This window comes from Mycobacterium sp. NGS64 (assembly GCF_059812245.1).
Map to the genome: position 1 here is coordinate 1,256,019 of NZ_JCALCI010000001.1, position 12,501 is coordinate 1,268,519.

At 69.7% G+C, this 12,501-nt stretch carries 16 protein-coding genes; 12 read left to right on the top strand and 4 right to left on the bottom strand.

The window, feature by feature from the left end:
* Positions 1-132: 132 nt before the first annotated feature.
* Together AC5Y4S_RS06355 and AC5Y4S_RS06360 are read left to right on the top strand one after the other, a co-directional pair.
* Positions 133-822: a polysaccharide deacetylase family protein gene (locus tag AC5Y4S_RS06355; RefSeq protein WP_500031120.1), complete on the top strand. Its 690-nt coding sequence runs from the start codon at positions 133-135 to the stop codon at positions 820-822.
* A 96-nt stretch (positions 823-918) separates the two neighbouring features.
* Positions 919-1,200 (top strand): DUF1876 domain-containing protein, encoded by a 282-nt coding sequence (locus AC5Y4S_RS06360; protein WP_500031122.1) that lies wholly within the window; start codon positions 919-921, stop codon positions 1,198-1,200.
* Positions 1,201-1,227: 27 nt separating this feature from the next.
* Here AC5Y4S_RS06360 and AC5Y4S_RS06365 read toward each other — a convergent pair whose 3' ends face one another.
* Positions 1,228-3,066 (bottom strand): AMP-dependent synthetase/ligase, encoded by a 1,839-nt coding sequence (locus AC5Y4S_RS06365; RefSeq protein ID WP_500031124.1) that lies wholly within the window; start codon positions 3,064-3,066, stop codon positions 1,228-1,230.
* 113 nt (positions 3,067-3,179) lie between these two features.
* Between AC5Y4S_RS06365 and AC5Y4S_RS06370 the strand changes: the two genes are divergently transcribed.
* The gene (locus tag AC5Y4S_RS06370) at positions 3,180-3,662 is read left to right on the top strand and encodes a flavodoxin family protein (RefSeq protein ID WP_500031126.1); all 483 of its coding nucleotides are present in this window, start codon (positions 3,180-3,182) and stop codon (positions 3,660-3,662) included.
* Between the two features lie 8 nt (positions 3,663-3,670).
* Positions 3,671-5,077: a wax ester/triacylglycerol synthase family O-acyltransferase gene (locus AC5Y4S_RS06375; protein ID WP_500031128.1), complete on the top strand. Its 1,407-nt coding sequence runs from the start codon at positions 3,671-3,673 to the stop codon at positions 5,075-5,077.
* On the opposite strand, the gene AC5Y4S_RS06380 is transcribed toward AC5Y4S_RS06375, so the two are convergent.
* Positions 5,074-5,304, bottom strand: coding sequence for a hypothetical protein (locus AC5Y4S_RS06380; RefSeq protein ID WP_068101635.1), 231 nt, complete (start codon positions 5,302-5,304; stop codon positions 5,074-5,076). The two genes, AC5Y4S_RS06375 and AC5Y4S_RS06380, sit on opposite strands and share 4 nt — an antisense overlap.
* Before the next feature lie 187 nt (positions 5,305-5,491).
* Between AC5Y4S_RS06380 and AC5Y4S_RS06385 the strand changes: the two genes are divergently transcribed.
* The 3 genes from AC5Y4S_RS06385 to AC5Y4S_RS06395 all read left to right on the top strand — a co-directional run bounded on the left by AC5Y4S_RS06385 (position 5,492) and on the right by AC5Y4S_RS06395 (position 7,518).
* Positions 5,492-6,100 carry an SRPBCC family protein gene (locus tag AC5Y4S_RS06385; protein ID WP_500031130.1) on the top strand — a complete coding sequence of 203 codons (609 nt, stop codon included), beginning with the start codon at positions 5,492-5,494 and terminating at the stop codon, positions 6,098-6,100.
* A 35-nt stretch (positions 6,101-6,135) separates the two neighbouring features.
* Positions 6,136-7,287 (top strand): site-2 protease family protein, encoded by a 1,152-nt coding sequence (locus AC5Y4S_RS06390; protein WP_500031132.1) that lies wholly within the window; start codon positions 6,136-6,138, stop codon positions 7,285-7,287.
* Positions 7,288-7,356: 69 nt separating this feature from the next.
* The gene (locus tag AC5Y4S_RS06395; RefSeq protein WP_500031133.1) at positions 7,357-7,518 is read left to right on the top strand and encodes a hypothetical protein; all 162 of its coding nucleotides are present in this window, start codon (positions 7,357-7,359) and stop codon (positions 7,516-7,518) included.
* Here the strand turns inward: AC5Y4S_RS06395 and AC5Y4S_RS06400 are convergent.
* Entirely contained in the window at positions 7,515-8,396 is an 882-nt protein-coding gene (locus AC5Y4S_RS06400) for a universal stress protein (protein ID WP_500031135.1), read from the bottom strand. The genes AC5Y4S_RS06395 and AC5Y4S_RS06400 overlap by 4 nt on opposite strands.
* Positions 8,397-8,660: 264 nt before the next feature.
* On the opposite strand from AC5Y4S_RS06400, the gene AC5Y4S_RS06405 reads away from it, so the two are divergent.
* Genes AC5Y4S_RS06405 through AC5Y4S_RS06420 form a run of 4 tightly spaced genes read left to right on the top strand, consistent with a single transcriptional unit; the run spans position 8,661 to position 11,079 of the window.
* Entirely contained in the window at positions 8,661-9,335 is a 675-nt protein-coding gene (locus tag AC5Y4S_RS06405; RefSeq protein WP_500031137.1) for a helix-turn-helix transcriptional regulator, read from the top strand.
* Entirely contained in the window at positions 9,332-9,757 is a 426-nt protein-coding gene (locus AC5Y4S_RS06410; RefSeq protein ID WP_500031139.1) for a hypothetical protein, read from the top strand. Before AC5Y4S_RS06405 ends, AC5Y4S_RS06410 begins: the two co-directional genes overlap by 4 nt.
* A 31-nt stretch (positions 9,758-9,788) precedes the next feature.
* Entirely contained in the window at positions 9,789-10,133 is a 345-nt protein-coding gene (locus tag AC5Y4S_RS06415) for a cupin domain-containing protein (protein ID WP_068183082.1), read from the top strand.
* A 4-nt stretch (positions 10,134-10,137) separates the two neighbouring features.
* A complete protein-coding gene (locus AC5Y4S_RS06420; protein WP_500031142.1) occupies positions 10,138-11,079 on the top strand; it encodes an NAD(P)H-dependent flavin oxidoreductase in 942 nt (313 codons plus the stop codon).
* A gap of 3 nt (positions 11,080-11,082) precedes the next feature.
* Here the strand turns inward: AC5Y4S_RS06420 and AC5Y4S_RS06425 are convergent, their stop codons facing one another.
* A complete protein-coding gene (locus AC5Y4S_RS06425) occupies positions 11,083-11,583 on the bottom strand; it encodes a DUF1990 domain-containing protein (RefSeq protein WP_500031144.1) in 501 nt (166 codons plus the stop codon).
* A 23-nt stretch (positions 11,584-11,606) separates the two neighbouring features.
* On the opposite strand from AC5Y4S_RS06425, the gene AC5Y4S_RS06430 reads away from it, so the two are divergent.
* Positions 11,607-12,482: an aldo/keto reductase gene (locus tag AC5Y4S_RS06430; protein WP_500031146.1), complete on the top strand. Its 876-nt coding sequence runs from the start codon at positions 11,607-11,609 to the stop codon at positions 12,480-12,482.
* Positions 12,483-12,501: the final 19 nt, after the last annotated feature.

Consider the following 12,501-nt stretch of genomic DNA (forward strand, 5'->3'; position numbering starts at 1 on the left):
AACCAACAATATTGTCGATTAATTTCGACGGTTTGTTTATCCACCCATTTGCTGAATGGTCGGCAGCCCGTCGAAAACTGTTTCACGCCCGTGCCGTGATTGCCCCGATCCCCGCGGGGTACCACTGGCTGCATGCCCAACATCGACCGGCGCGCGCTGCTGTGCGCCATCGCCGGGGGCGTGCTGGCCGCCATGACGCGCCCGCCAGTGGCCGCCGCGGGGGTGCTCACCCGGGTGCCCGGCGAGGACAACCGCATCGTGCTCACCGTCGACGACGGTGCCAGCAGCCCCGTGGTGGCCGCGTTCGCGCAATTCGCCCGGGACAGCGGAACCCGACTCACCTTTTTCGTCAACGGGGCCAATCCGTCCTGGTCGGACAATGCCGCGGCGCTTCGGCCCCTGCTGGATTCCGGTCAGGTTCAAATGGCCAACCACACGTGGTCGCACCCCAACCTCAATCGCATGGCGCTCACCGCCGTCGACGACCAGATCAGGCGCAACGCCGACTTCCTTCGGAACACCTACGGTGCGGACGGCACACCGTTTTTCCGGCCGCCGTTCGGGGCGCACAACGCCGACGTCGACCGGGTGGCCGCCGACCAGGGCTACACCTCGGTTACCCTGTGGAGCGGCGACGTCGGCGATTCGGCGCCCGAGAACGAAGCCAGCCTGGTGGCCCGCGCGACGAAGTCGTTCCAGCCGGGGCAGATCGTGCTGATGCACGCCAACCTGCCCACCATCACGCACTGCTACGGCCAACTGCTGGACCTCATCCACAGCCGCAACCTGCAGACCGCCACTCTCCGAGAGGTGTTCGCCTGACCGCGAATGCGCGCAGTGATGACTTTCGCCCCTACTTCGCGCCGTCGCTACCTGGTAACGAGTGAGCAAATACCCGGCAAGGCAAGGAGACCGGCGATGACGGGCAAGGCTGAGGGCACCAAGACCTGCCAAATCGACCTACTCGTCGAAGAGCAGGAGGAGCGCACCAGGGCGAAGGCGCGGCTGGCCTGGGCGGGCAGGAAGTTCGTCGGCGTGGGCCTGGCGCGGTTGGATCCCGCCGACCAACCGGTCGCCCAGATCGGCGACGAACTGGCGATCGCCCGCGCGCTGTCCGATCTGTCGAATCAGCTGTTGGCCTTGACCTCAACCGACATCCAGGCCAGCACTCACGAACCCGTCACGGGTCTGCACCGCTGACGGGCGACCCAGAAAGCGAGCGCGGCGCTATCCGTAGAGAGCCGAGATGTCGTCCGCGGCCTTGCCGACGACCACCTTGCGGCGCAGCTTCATGCTGGGCGTCAGGTCGCCGGATTCGATGGACAGTTCGCGGTCGAGGATCGTGAATTTCTTGATCTGCTCCCAGCGATTCAGCTCCGCGTTGAGCTCGTCAATGTATCCGGCGATCAGTTCCCGGGTGCGCTCGTCGCGCGCGATCTCGGCGAAGGACTTGCCGGCTATGCCATGCTTTTCGGCCCAATCCGTGATCGCCTCGCCGTCGAGGCTGACCAGCGCCACGCAGTAGGGCTTGGCCTCTCCGATGACCAGCAGCTCACCCGCGTACGGGCAGAGGCCTTTGAATCGCACCTCGATGGCCGCCGGCGCCACGTACTTGCCCTGCGACGTCTTGAACATGTCCTTCTTGCGGTCGGTGATGCGCAGGTAGCCGTCGGCGTCGATCTCGCCGATGTCGCCGGTGCGGAACCAGCCGTCTTCGTCGAGCGCCTCGGCGGTGGCCTCGGGCAGATCGTGATACGACGTCATCACCCCCGGGCCCCGCAGCATGATCTCGCCGTCTTCGGCGATCTTCACCTCGGTGGCGGGGAACGGCCAGCCCACCGTCCCGAACCGATAAGCGTTGGGGCGGTTGATGAATGACGCAGCGGACGTCTCGGTGAGCCCATAGCCTTCAAGCACGGTGATGCCGACGGCGTCGAACCACTGCGCGACGTTGCGGTCCAGCGCGGCCGCGGCGGAGACGAAGAACCGCACGCGGCCGCCGAAGCGCTCCCGGATCGTGGAGAACACCAGCCGGTCCGCCAACCGGTAGGCGAGCGACGCCGCCAGCGAGGGCTTTTCGCCGGCCTGCCTGGCCGCGGACACCTTCAGGCCCACCCGGATCGACCAGTCGAAGATCCGCTTCTTTAGGCCGCCCTCCTCGGCGATCATCTGCTCGATGCGGGCGTGTGCCTTCTCGAAGATCCGGGGCGCAGCGCCCATGACGGTCGGGTGCAGCACCGCCAGGTTGTCGACGATCTTCTCGACGCGCCCGTCTATCGCGGTCGGGAAGCCGATCAACAGCGGCAGCGCCAGCATCACCTTGCCGAACGAGTGCGCCAGCGGCAGCCACAGGAAGTTGAGGTCGTCGGAGCCGAGCACGCCCAGGGAGTCGATGGCCGCGGCGGTGTAGGTCCAGGCGCCGTGGGTCAGCCGCACGCCCTTCGGCCGCCCGGTGGTCCCGGAGGTGTAGATGAGGCTGGCCAGCTGATCTGGCCCCACGGCGGCTACCCGCTCCTCTACCGCGTGGGTCGAATCGGCGAGAAGTTGCTTGCCGCGCTGCTCGAGCTCGCCCAGGGTGATGACCCAGTCGCCGTCACCGTTGCCGTCGACGATCACCACCTGGGTCACGTCGGGCAGTTCGGCGCGGTGCTCGACGAGTTTGTCTACCTGCGCCTGGTTTTCGGCGACCACCACCCGGCTTCCCGAGTTGGCGACGATGTAGGCGACGTCGGCGGCGATGGTCGTCGGGTACACCGTCGTCGTCGCGGCGCCGGCGCACAAGACGCCGAAATCGACGAGCACCCACTCGTAGCGCGTCGCCGATGCCAGCGCCACCCGGTCCTCCGGCTGGATGCCCAGTGCGATCAGCCCGGCGGCGATGCGCTGCACACGCTCGCCGACCTGCCGCCAGGTCACGCGCTCCCAGCCGCCGTTCTGCGGATACCGGAACGCTTCGGTGTCCGGGGTGGCGGCGACGCGGTCGACGAACATCCGTGCCACGGACGGCGCCCGGTTCTCGATCTTGGAGAGGTCGGGCTTTTCCAGTGCGGCGAGTGTTGCTGTCATGTCTTCGATCCATTGGTGACGGGCTCAAAACCTCACTGTTCTGCGGCTCTTCGTCGGGGGATAGGGGACAAAGTCCCTTACCGACCGCGGTGCCCTGCGCGCAGCATTGAGCCATGAAGTCGCTCATCGTCTGTGTTTCGAAGTCGCACGGCAACACGCGTCGGGTGGCCGACCGGATGGCCGAGGTGCTCGGCGCCGAGGTCGTCGAACCCGAATCGGTGGACACCGAGAAGGTCTGCGAATACGACCTCGTCGGCTTCGGGTCCGGCATCTATTACATGAGCGTGGACGCCAGGCTGCGGGCGTTGATCCGCCGCCTGCCGCGCGTTCGCGGACCCCGCGCCTTCACCTTCTTCACCAGCGGTGCCCGCGAGGTCCCGCTGCTCGACTACAACAAGCCGGTCCGAAACCAGTTGGCGGCCAAGGGCTTCGAGGTGCTCGATGCGTTCTCCTGCCGCGGGTTCGACACCATGGGGCCGTTCGGATTCATCGGCGGCATCAACCGGGGACGGCCCAACGACCACGACCTCGAGCGGGCCGCGGCCTTCGCCGCGCACCTGCGCGAGCGCGTCGCGGGTTCGCCGGCCGCCTCGTGATCGCCGCGGTGGCTCCCATGGACCCCCTTGACGTGGCGATGATGGCCGCGGAGCTGGTGGCCAGCCCGATGCATGTCGGCGCGATGCTGATCCTGTCGCCGCCGGAGGACGCCGGGCCGGACTTCGTCGACGAGCTGTATCGCGACGCGCTCGCGGGCGGCCATCCAATCGACCCGAGGCTGCGCAGATACCCGCACAGCGGCGTGGACACCGGCGGCGTGTGGGTGTGGCGGGACATGCCCGACGTCGACCTCAGCCACCATTGCAGGCGCCACACCGTGTCCGGGGGCCAGGACGAGTTCTGGCGGCTCATCGGCGAACTGGACGCGGAGCGCCTCGACCGCTCCCGACCGATGTGGATGTCGTATCTGATCGACGGCCTCGACGGCGGCCGATTCGCGCTCTACATCAAGGTGCACCACACCGTCATCGACGGCGTGGCCGGCTTCCGGATGATCGCCGACGCGCTGAGCCCCGACCCGCAGTGCCGGTCGATGCCGCCGTTCTACGCCGACCGCCGTCCCGAGGCGCCGCAGTCGGCGGACGGCGGGCTGGCGTCGCGTCTCGTCGCGCCGCTGCGATCGCTGCTCGGCGCGGCGACGTCGAGCGTCGGGCTGATCGGGCGGGCCGTCACGGGCGAGCTGTCGACCGTGGTCGACAGCCTGGTCGGCCACACGACCGTGCTGCCTTTCGGGGCGCCCTACACGCGGTTCAACGGCCACCTCGGACCTGAACGTGCCGTCGCGGCCGCCAGCTGGCCGAGGGAGCGCATCGAGGCGGTGCAGCGGGCGGCCGGGGTCACCGGCAACGACGTGGTGACCGCCCTGGTGGCCGGCGCGGTGCGGCGCTGGATGCTCGAGCGTGGCGAGCTGCCGGAGCGGTCCCTGGTGGCGGCGTGCCCGATCACGGTGCGCGCTCGCGAGCGTGACGAGGGAAATGACCAGCACGGCAACATGTTCGGTCTGTGGCTGTGCCCGTTGGGCACCGACATGGCCGATCCCGCCGCGCGGCTGGACCTGATCCACCGATCGATGTCGGAAGGAAAGCAGTGGGTCGCCAAGCGCGGATCGGCGGCATCGCTGCTGACCGCCGCGGGAAGCATCGCCGCGACGGTGATATTCCCGCTGCTGCCGTTCACGCCGAAGTTGCGCACCGGATACAACCTGCCCATCTCGCACGTGCCCGGCCCGCGCGGCGAAATGTATTGGAACGGCGCGCGTCTGGAGGAGATCTATCCGGTGTCCACCGTCTACGACGGGATGGCGCTCAATGTGACGACGTGTTCATACGCCGACAGCATCGGATTCGGTTACGCCGCCGGTGCCGACGTGGTGCCCGACATCGAGAAGCTGATCCCGCTCACCGAGCAATGCCTGGCCGAGCTCGAAGCCGCCGTGGGTGCGCGCAGCGGCTAGCCCCGCGCCCCGCCACTCACGCGGGCCATGATCCGATCCAGCACGGTCTTCGCGAGATCGCCGTCGTCGGCCACGCGGGGCAGACCGCGCCGCCGCAGGAACGTGTCCAGGCGCCGGTCGGGCGACCAGTCGGCATAGATGGGACCCAGGTAGCGCGAGCGCAAGAATTCACCCGCGAGGGCGTCAACGTCGGAATCGGACAATAACAACGGTGGGCTACCACCCATAACCGTCAGTCTCCTTTGTTCAGCCGCAACCGCCGCAGCCAAGTTACGTCAGACGTAGTCATTATTTCGTCACGCGCCGATTGCGGATAGGGCCCAAAGTCCCGAGCGGGCAACGAGGGCACATTGGCGCGGCCGCGGGGACCATCGACTCTGGCGGACGGTTCGACGGCCCGCCGACACTGGCGCCATGGCCAACGCGACCAGGCGGACCGCTGAGACGGCGGCGCTGCTCGCCATGCTTTACGGCGCGCGACGCTATTACCGCAACTGGGGCGCCACCAAGGCGGAGTGCCGGATGTTGCTGCCCGGTGACGCGTTGGTGGCCGACCCGGCGATCCAGACCACCGAGGCGGTATATATCGACGCGCCGGTGGCGGCGGTGTGGCCCGCGCTGGTGCGGCTGGCCGGTGGCCGCCGCGAGGTTGATTCGCCGCCGTCGACGGAACACCTTGCGGCAGGCGACGTCTTGCGCCTGGCCCCCGACGGCTGGCCGGGGCTGCCCGACGGCGTGACGTTCACCGTCGCCGAGATCATGCCCGAGAAGTACATCGTGCTCAACGCCACGCGGGAAGACCTGCGCTGGAATGCGGTGTGGTCCTTCCACATCCAGCCGCACTGGGGAGACCGGGTGCGGCTGCTGACCCGCGCCCGGCTGGCCCTGCGTCATCCCGGCGAAGTGTTCGCCATGGAATTGGCCAGACCGGTGCTCGCGCTGGGCACCCGGGGTTTGTTGCTCCGCATCAAGCACCGGGTCGAGCGGCCGCTCATGACGGCGCCGGCAGGAGCCGGACGCTGAAACAATCTGTCCGCCTGCGACTTTGGAGGTGCTAGGTGCGCGACGCGATCCCGCTGGGCAGGGTCGCCGGGTTTCCGGTGAACGTGAACTGGAGCGTGCTGGTCATCCTGTGGCTGTTCACCTGGAGCCTGGCGAGCACGCTGCCCGGCACCGCCAAGGGGTATTCGGCCCCGGTCTATTGGCTCGCCGGAGCGTGCGGCGCGCTGGTGCTGCTGGCGTCGCTGTTGGCCCACGAGCTCGCGCATGCGGTCGTCGCCCGCCGGGCCGGGGTGGCCGTGGAGAGCGTCACGCTGTGGCTGTTCGGCGGGGTGACCAACCTCGGCGGTGAGGCGAAGACGCCCAAGGCGGCCTTTCGGATCGCGATCGCCGGCCCGGCCACCAGCCTGGCCTTGGCGGCGGCGTTCGGCGGGCTGGTCGCGGCGCTGCGCGCCCTGCATGCCGCGTCCGTCGTCGTCGGCGTCGCCTCGTGGCTGGCCGGCATCAACCTGCTGCTGGGCCTGTTCAACCTGTTGCCCGGCGCGCCGCTCGACGGCGGCCGCGTCCTGCGCGCCTACCTGTGGCGGCGCCATGGCGACATCGTGCGCGCCGGCATCGGCGCGGCGCATGCGGGACGGGTGGTCGCGTTCGTCCTGATCGGTTTGGGCCTGGCCGAATTCGTCGCGGGCGGCGTGGTCGGCGGCGTCTGGCTGGCCTTCATCGGCTGGTTCATCTTCGCCGCCAGTCGCGAGGAAGAGGCCCGGATTACGACGCGGCAGCTCTTCGCCGGGGTGAGTGTCTCCGACGCGATGACCGCGCACCCGCACACCGCGCCCGGCTGGCTCACGGTCGAGGATTTCGTCCAGCGCTACGTCCTGGGCGACCGTCACTCGGCGTACCCCGTCGCCGATCCGGACGGATCGATCGTGGGGCTGGTGTCGCTGACCCAGCTGCGCGACGTCGCGCCGGAAGCGCGGGGCAGCACGCGGGTGGCCGACATCGCGCTGCCCCTCGACGCGGTGCCCACCGCCGGGCCGCGGGAGCCGCTGACCGCGCTGCTCGAGCGGATGGCACCGGCCGGCGCCCGCAGCCGCGCCCTGGTGCTCGACGGCGGCGAGGTGGTCGGCATCATCACGCCGAGCGACCTCACCCGGCTGATGGACGTCTACCGGCTCGCCCACCGTGGACCGGCCGTGGCGTCTCCCGCCTAGCGACCGAGCTGGCCGAGAAGGCGCACCGGTCCGGTTCTCTGGCACGCCGAGATTCACCAAGCCACCGGCATGCTTTCCGAACGATTCGCCGTGTCGCCGCTGCGGTTGCGCGCGTACGCCTACCGCCACCACAAGCCGCTCACCGATGTCGTGCGCTCGGTGGTGGACGGGCGGCTGCGGTTCCGCCCCGAGGACGCGCATCTCGTGGGGGAGCGCGGGTGGGGCGACTAGGCCGGGGCGTCCCGCGCCACGATCACCGGCGCCTGCGCCATCTGCGCGACGGCTTCCCCGACGGATCCCACCAGCATTCCGGCGAAGCCGCCGCGCCCCCGGCTGCCGACCACGACCAGCTGCGCACCCGCGGACTGCTCGACGAGCCGGCGTGGCGGCTGGGCCTGCACGACGGTGCGGGTCACCCCGACGTCGGGGTACTGCTCCTGCCAGCCCGCCAGCCGCTCGGCCAACACCTCTTCGGCCGCCGATTGGGTTGTGGGCCAATCAATTTCGGGCCACTCCGATCGGTCGAGATCACTCCACGCGTGCAGGGCCACCAAGTCCGCGTTACGGCGGGACGCCTCGTCGAAGGCGATCGCGGTTGCGGGCTCGGATGCCGGTGAGCCGTCGACGCCGAGCAACACCGGGCCCCGACCGGCGCCCGGGTCCTCGTGGATGATTGCAAGCGGGCAGTGCGCGTGGCGCAGCAGCGCCGAGCTGACCGAGCCCAGCAGCCGGCCGGGCCAGCGACCGCTGCCCTGGGCCCCCGTGACCAGCATGTCCGCCTCCTTGGACAAATCGATCAGCGTGGGAACCGCTGCGGAGGAAAGGATTTCGGTGTGGATGCCGGCCGGGCCGCCGCGCAGTGAGGCCGCTTCGACGACCTTGAGCGCCTCGTCGACCAGCCGGCGACCGTGCTCCTGTTGCCAGCGCATTACCCCGTCGGGCACGGGCGTCCTCAGCCACGTCCGAACCTCGGGAGAAACGGCGTGCACGAGGGTCAGCGGCACGTTGCGCAGCTCGGCGTCGCGCGCCGCCCACTGCACCGCTGTCCTGGCGGCCGGCGAGTCGTCGATGCCGACGACGATCCCCAAACGTGCGCTCTGCGATGACATCCCCAGTCCTCGATTCGTCGGCGTGACCGTTCACGCACGACCGTATCGGGGCCTGGCGTGTTTCAGCAGGGGCGTTTGTCACAAGACCGCGCGCACAAAAGTTTTCGTGGCCGCCTCTTTTCACAAGAGCTGTTGTGTAAAGTCGAGCTACGTGACGTGCGACCTGCCGGTGGAGCTCGCCGCCCGCCTGGCCGATAATGGGGCCCGCGATGTCGACACATCGCTGGTCGCCACCCAGCCCAGGGCCGACGAGACCAAAGGAGCGTGAGCGGCATTACGTCAGTGGGAGAAAACACCGGACGCCGCCGCCGCGAGGTGCTGGCGCTATTGCGGTCGTCGCCCGATCCGCTGAGCATCGTTGCCATCGCCGAACAGCTCGGCGTGCACCCGAATACCGTGCGCTTCCACCTCGACAGCCTGCTCGCTGCCAGCCAGGTGGAGCAGGTGGAGCACGACCGCAAGGGCCCCGGGCGCCCGCCGCTGATGTTCCAGGCGGTGCGGCAGATGGATCGCGGCGGCACGCGCCACTACCGCATGCTGGCCGAAGTCCTGACCGCGGCGCTGGCCGCCGACCGGAATCCGCGCGCAAAGGCGATTGCCGCGGGTAGGGCCTGGGGGCGGAACCTGGAATCACGCGCCAAGGCGCCGAAGGCCCGGCGCGCCGACGAAGCGCTCGATCGGCTGGTCGAGGTCCTCGACGACCTCGGCTTCGCGCCGGAGCGCCGGACGTCCGACGGCGAGCAACTGGTGGGCCTGCGGCACTGCCCGTTCCTGGAACTGGCCGAAACCCGTGGCGCGGTCGTGTGCCCCATCCACCTCGGCCTGATGCAGGGAGCCCTGGAGGCGTGGGGGGCACCAGTCTCGGTCGATCGCCTCGACGCGTTCGTCGAACCGGACCTGTGCCTGGCCCACGTCTCACCGGCCGGCCCGGCCCGGTGAGCACCGGATCCGCGGTCGCCGTCGCGGTCACCTTCGTCTGGCTGGGCATGGTGCTGGCCATCTCGTTCCTCGAAGCCCCGCTGAAGTTCCGCGCGCCGAACGTGACGCTGCAGATCGGCCTCGGCATCGGTCGCCTGGTCTTTCGCGCGCTCAACACCGTCGAGGTCGCCTTCGCCCTCGTCATCGTCGCGATCGTGGTGTCGGGCCCGACGCCCGCGCGGATCACCGTGGCGTTCGCCGTCGCCGTCGCCGCCCTGGCGATCCAGTTGATCGCGGTGCGCCCGGCGCTGACCCGCCGCGCCGATGCGGTGCTCGCCGGATCGGAAGGTCCGCGGTCCAACGCCCACTACGGCTACATCGGCCTGGAGGCGGTCAAGGCCGTGGCCTTGCTGGTGGCGGGGATACTGCTATTGACCGCCTGATTGCGGGCTTGCACGAGCGAAGGAGACGACTATGGAATCCATCTCGTTGACCGGCCTGGCCTCCGAAAAGCTGGCCGAGGCGGGACGGTCGCACAGCGGACGCGCCGCGCACACCATCCACGGCGGTCACACTCACGAGCTTCGGCAGACCGTGCTCGCCCTGCTTGCCGACCACGATCTGTCGGAACACGACAGCCCCGGCGAGGCGACGCTGCAGGTGTTGCAGGGTCACGTCCGCCTGACGACCGGCGGCGACGCCTGGGAAGGCAAGGCCGGCGACTACGTCGCGATCCCGGCGGAGCGGCACGCCCTGCACGCCGTCGAGGATTCGGTGGTCATGCTGACCGTGTTGAAGAGCCAGCCCGGGGCGCACTAACCGGATGCTATCCACGCCCTGGTCAAGGAGTTTCGGGCTGCGGGTGCCGATCGTCAACGCCCCGATGGGTGGGGTCGCCGGTGGCCAGCTGGCCGCTGCCGTCACCGCGGCCGGTGGGCTGGGCATGGTCGGCATGGGCAGCGACGGCAGCCGGGAAGCGCTGCAAGCCCAGTTGCCGCACGTGCGCGGGAGATTCGGAATCGGCTTGGTGGACTGGGTGATTCGGACCCGGCAGGGGCTGCTCGAGGATGCGCTGGCTGCCGGGCCCGCCCTGTTGTCGGTTAGTTTCGGCACCGACTGGTCGTGGGTCGCGACGGCGCATGACGCCGGAATCCCCACCGTCACACAGGTTTACGACGGGGTGGGTGCCCGCCGGGCCGTCGATGCCGGCGTCGACATCCTGGTCGCGCGGGGGGCCGAGGGCGGCGGGCACGGCGAGGTCAAACTCGCGACGCTGCCGTTGCTCGACGACGTGTTGGACGCCGTGACGGTGCCCGTGCTCGCGGGCGGCGGCGTCGCCTCGGCGCGCAGCCTGGCCGCCGTGCTCGCGGCCGGTGCGAGCGGGGCGTGGGTGGGCACCCGGCTGGCGGCGTGCCCGGAGGCGCTCACCGGTGAGGGCAGCCGCCGCGCGCTGATCGCCGCCCGGGCCACCGACACGGCCGTCACCCGGGCCTTCGACGTCGCCAGGGGGCTGCCCTGGCCGGCGAAGTTCCCGTCGCGCGTGTTGGCCAACGACTTCGTCGCGCGCTGGACGGGCCACGAGGACGCGCTCGATGTGTCGGCGTGCGACGAACTGGCCGCGGCCGTCGCCGCCGACGATCGCCGCGTCGCGCCCGTCGATGCCGGCGAGGGCGTCGGGATGATCCGCGACGACGCGCCGGTGGGGGAGGTCATCGCGCAGATGTGCGCGGGCGCGGAGAAGCTGCTGACCGGTTGGGGCTCGTAGCGGCTACACGGCGCGCAGGTAGCGCCTGGCGATGACGTGCTGGGCCGCCCTGACGACCGGCCCGCCGGCCTTGCTCCACCAGGCGGCGGGGCGGGAGAAGGCCGACACCTCCGCGTACACCGCGTCGGTGGCCGGGTCGCGGCGCACGACGAAGCGTTCCTCGCCCGACTCCGGGTGGCCCGGCAGCGTGCCGTAGGCGAACCCGCGGATGTCGGGCTCGTCGACGACGTAGACGACCCGGCACGGCGCGGGCAGAAAACCCAGCCGCACCACCAACACCGTGTCGACCTCGGCGACCTCTGAGCTGGCCTGCACGCGCAGGCCGGATCCGCGTTGCATGCCCCAGCGCAGGACCGCGTCGCCCGCCTGCTCGAAACGCGTTCGGCCGGTGCCGATTTGACGCTCGTTGTGCTGGTGGTCGTAGCCGTCGGGCAGCTCGCCGTCCGCGGTGGCTCCTATCTCCTTGTAGGTGAGTGGAAGTTCTTCGAGCGCTTGTAGGTCCACGGGTTCAGCGTACGTTTGTAGACGTGACCACTCAGACTGTTGCCCAAGCATCCGGAACGTTCACCCTCGGCGGCGACCTGACCGTCAACCGCCTCGGTTTCGGCGCCATGCGCCTGACCGGCAAGGGCGTGTGGGGCCCGCCCGCCGACCGCGACGAGTGCGTGCGGGTGTTGCGCCGCGCCGTCGAGCTCGGGGTGAACTTCATCGACACCGCGGACTCCTACGGGCCCTACGTTTCCGAGGAGATCATCCACGACGCGCTGCACCCCTATGACGGCCTGGTGATCGCCACCAAGGCGGGGCTGCTGCGCACCGGCCCGGACGTCTGGATCCCGCTGGGCAACCCCAGCTACCTGCGCCAGGAATGCGAGATGAGCCTGCGCCGCCTCGGCGTCGAGACCATCGACCTGTTCCAGCTGCATCGCATCGACCCCAATTTCCCGCTGGCCGACCAGGTGGGCGAGCTGCTCACGCTGAAGAACGAGGGCAAGATCCGCCACATCGGCCTGTCCGAGATCGACGTCGACCAGCTCACCGCCGCCCAGCAGATCACCGAGATCGTGTCGGTGCAGAACATGTACAACCTGGCCTCCCGCGGCGCCGAGCCGCTGTTGGACGCCGCGACCAGCCAGGGCATCGGGTTCATCCCGTGGTTCCCGCTGGCCGCCGGTCCGCTGGCCGCGCCCGACGGGCCCCTGCAGCGCATCGCCGCCGAGCACGACGCGAGCCCGTCGCAGCTGGCGCTGGCCTGGCTGCTGAAGCGCTCGCCGGTGATGCTGCCCATCCCGGGCACGTCCAGCGTCGCGCACCTGGAGGAGAACGTCGCCGCCGCCGAGATCACCTTGACCGACGAGGAGTTCGAGACGCTGGCCAAGGCGGGCGGCCAGCAGACCGTGTAACCGCCGTCGCACCCAAAAA

What these genes read in the sequence shown, in the direction of transcription:
- AC5Y4S_RS06365 (WP_500031124.1), bottom strand. Translation starts at nt 3,066, where the DNA reads ATGACAGCAACACTCGCCGCACTGGAAAAGCCCGACCTCTCCAAGATC.
- AC5Y4S_RS06420 (WP_500031142.1), top strand. Translation starts at nt 10,138, where the DNA reads ATGCTATCCACGCCCTGGTCAAGGAGTTTCGGGCTGCGGGTGCCGATC.
- AC5Y4S_RS06380 (WP_068101635.1), bottom strand. Translation starts at nt 5,304, where the DNA reads ATGGGTGGTAGCCCACCGTTGTTATTGTCCGATTCCGACGTTGACGCC.
- AC5Y4S_RS06355 (WP_500031120.1), top strand. Translation starts at nt 133, where the DNA reads ATGCCCAACATCGACCGGCGCGCGCTGCTGTGCGCCATCGCCGGGGGC.
- AC5Y4S_RS06395 (WP_500031133.1), top strand. Translation starts at nt 7,357, where the DNA reads ATGCTTTCCGAACGATTCGCCGTGTCGCCGCTGCGGTTGCGCGCGTAC.
- AC5Y4S_RS06400 (WP_500031135.1), bottom strand. Translation starts at nt 8,396, where the DNA reads ATGTCATCGCAGAGCGCACGTTTGGGGATCGTCGTCGGCATCGACGAC.
- AC5Y4S_RS06370 (WP_500031126.1), top strand. Translation starts at nt 3,180, where the DNA reads ATGAAGTCGCTCATCGTCTGTGTTTCGAAGTCGCACGGCAACACGCGT.
- AC5Y4S_RS06360 (WP_500031122.1), top strand. Translation starts at nt 919, where the DNA reads ATGACGGGCAAGGCTGAGGGCACCAAGACCTGCCAAATCGACCTACTC.
- AC5Y4S_RS06415 (WP_068183082.1), top strand. Translation starts at nt 9,789, where the DNA reads ATGGAATCCATCTCGTTGACCGGCCTGGCCTCCGAAAAGCTGGCCGAG.
- AC5Y4S_RS06385 (WP_500031130.1), top strand. Translation starts at nt 5,492, where the DNA reads ATGGCCAACGCGACCAGGCGGACCGCTGAGACGGCGGCGCTGCTCGCC.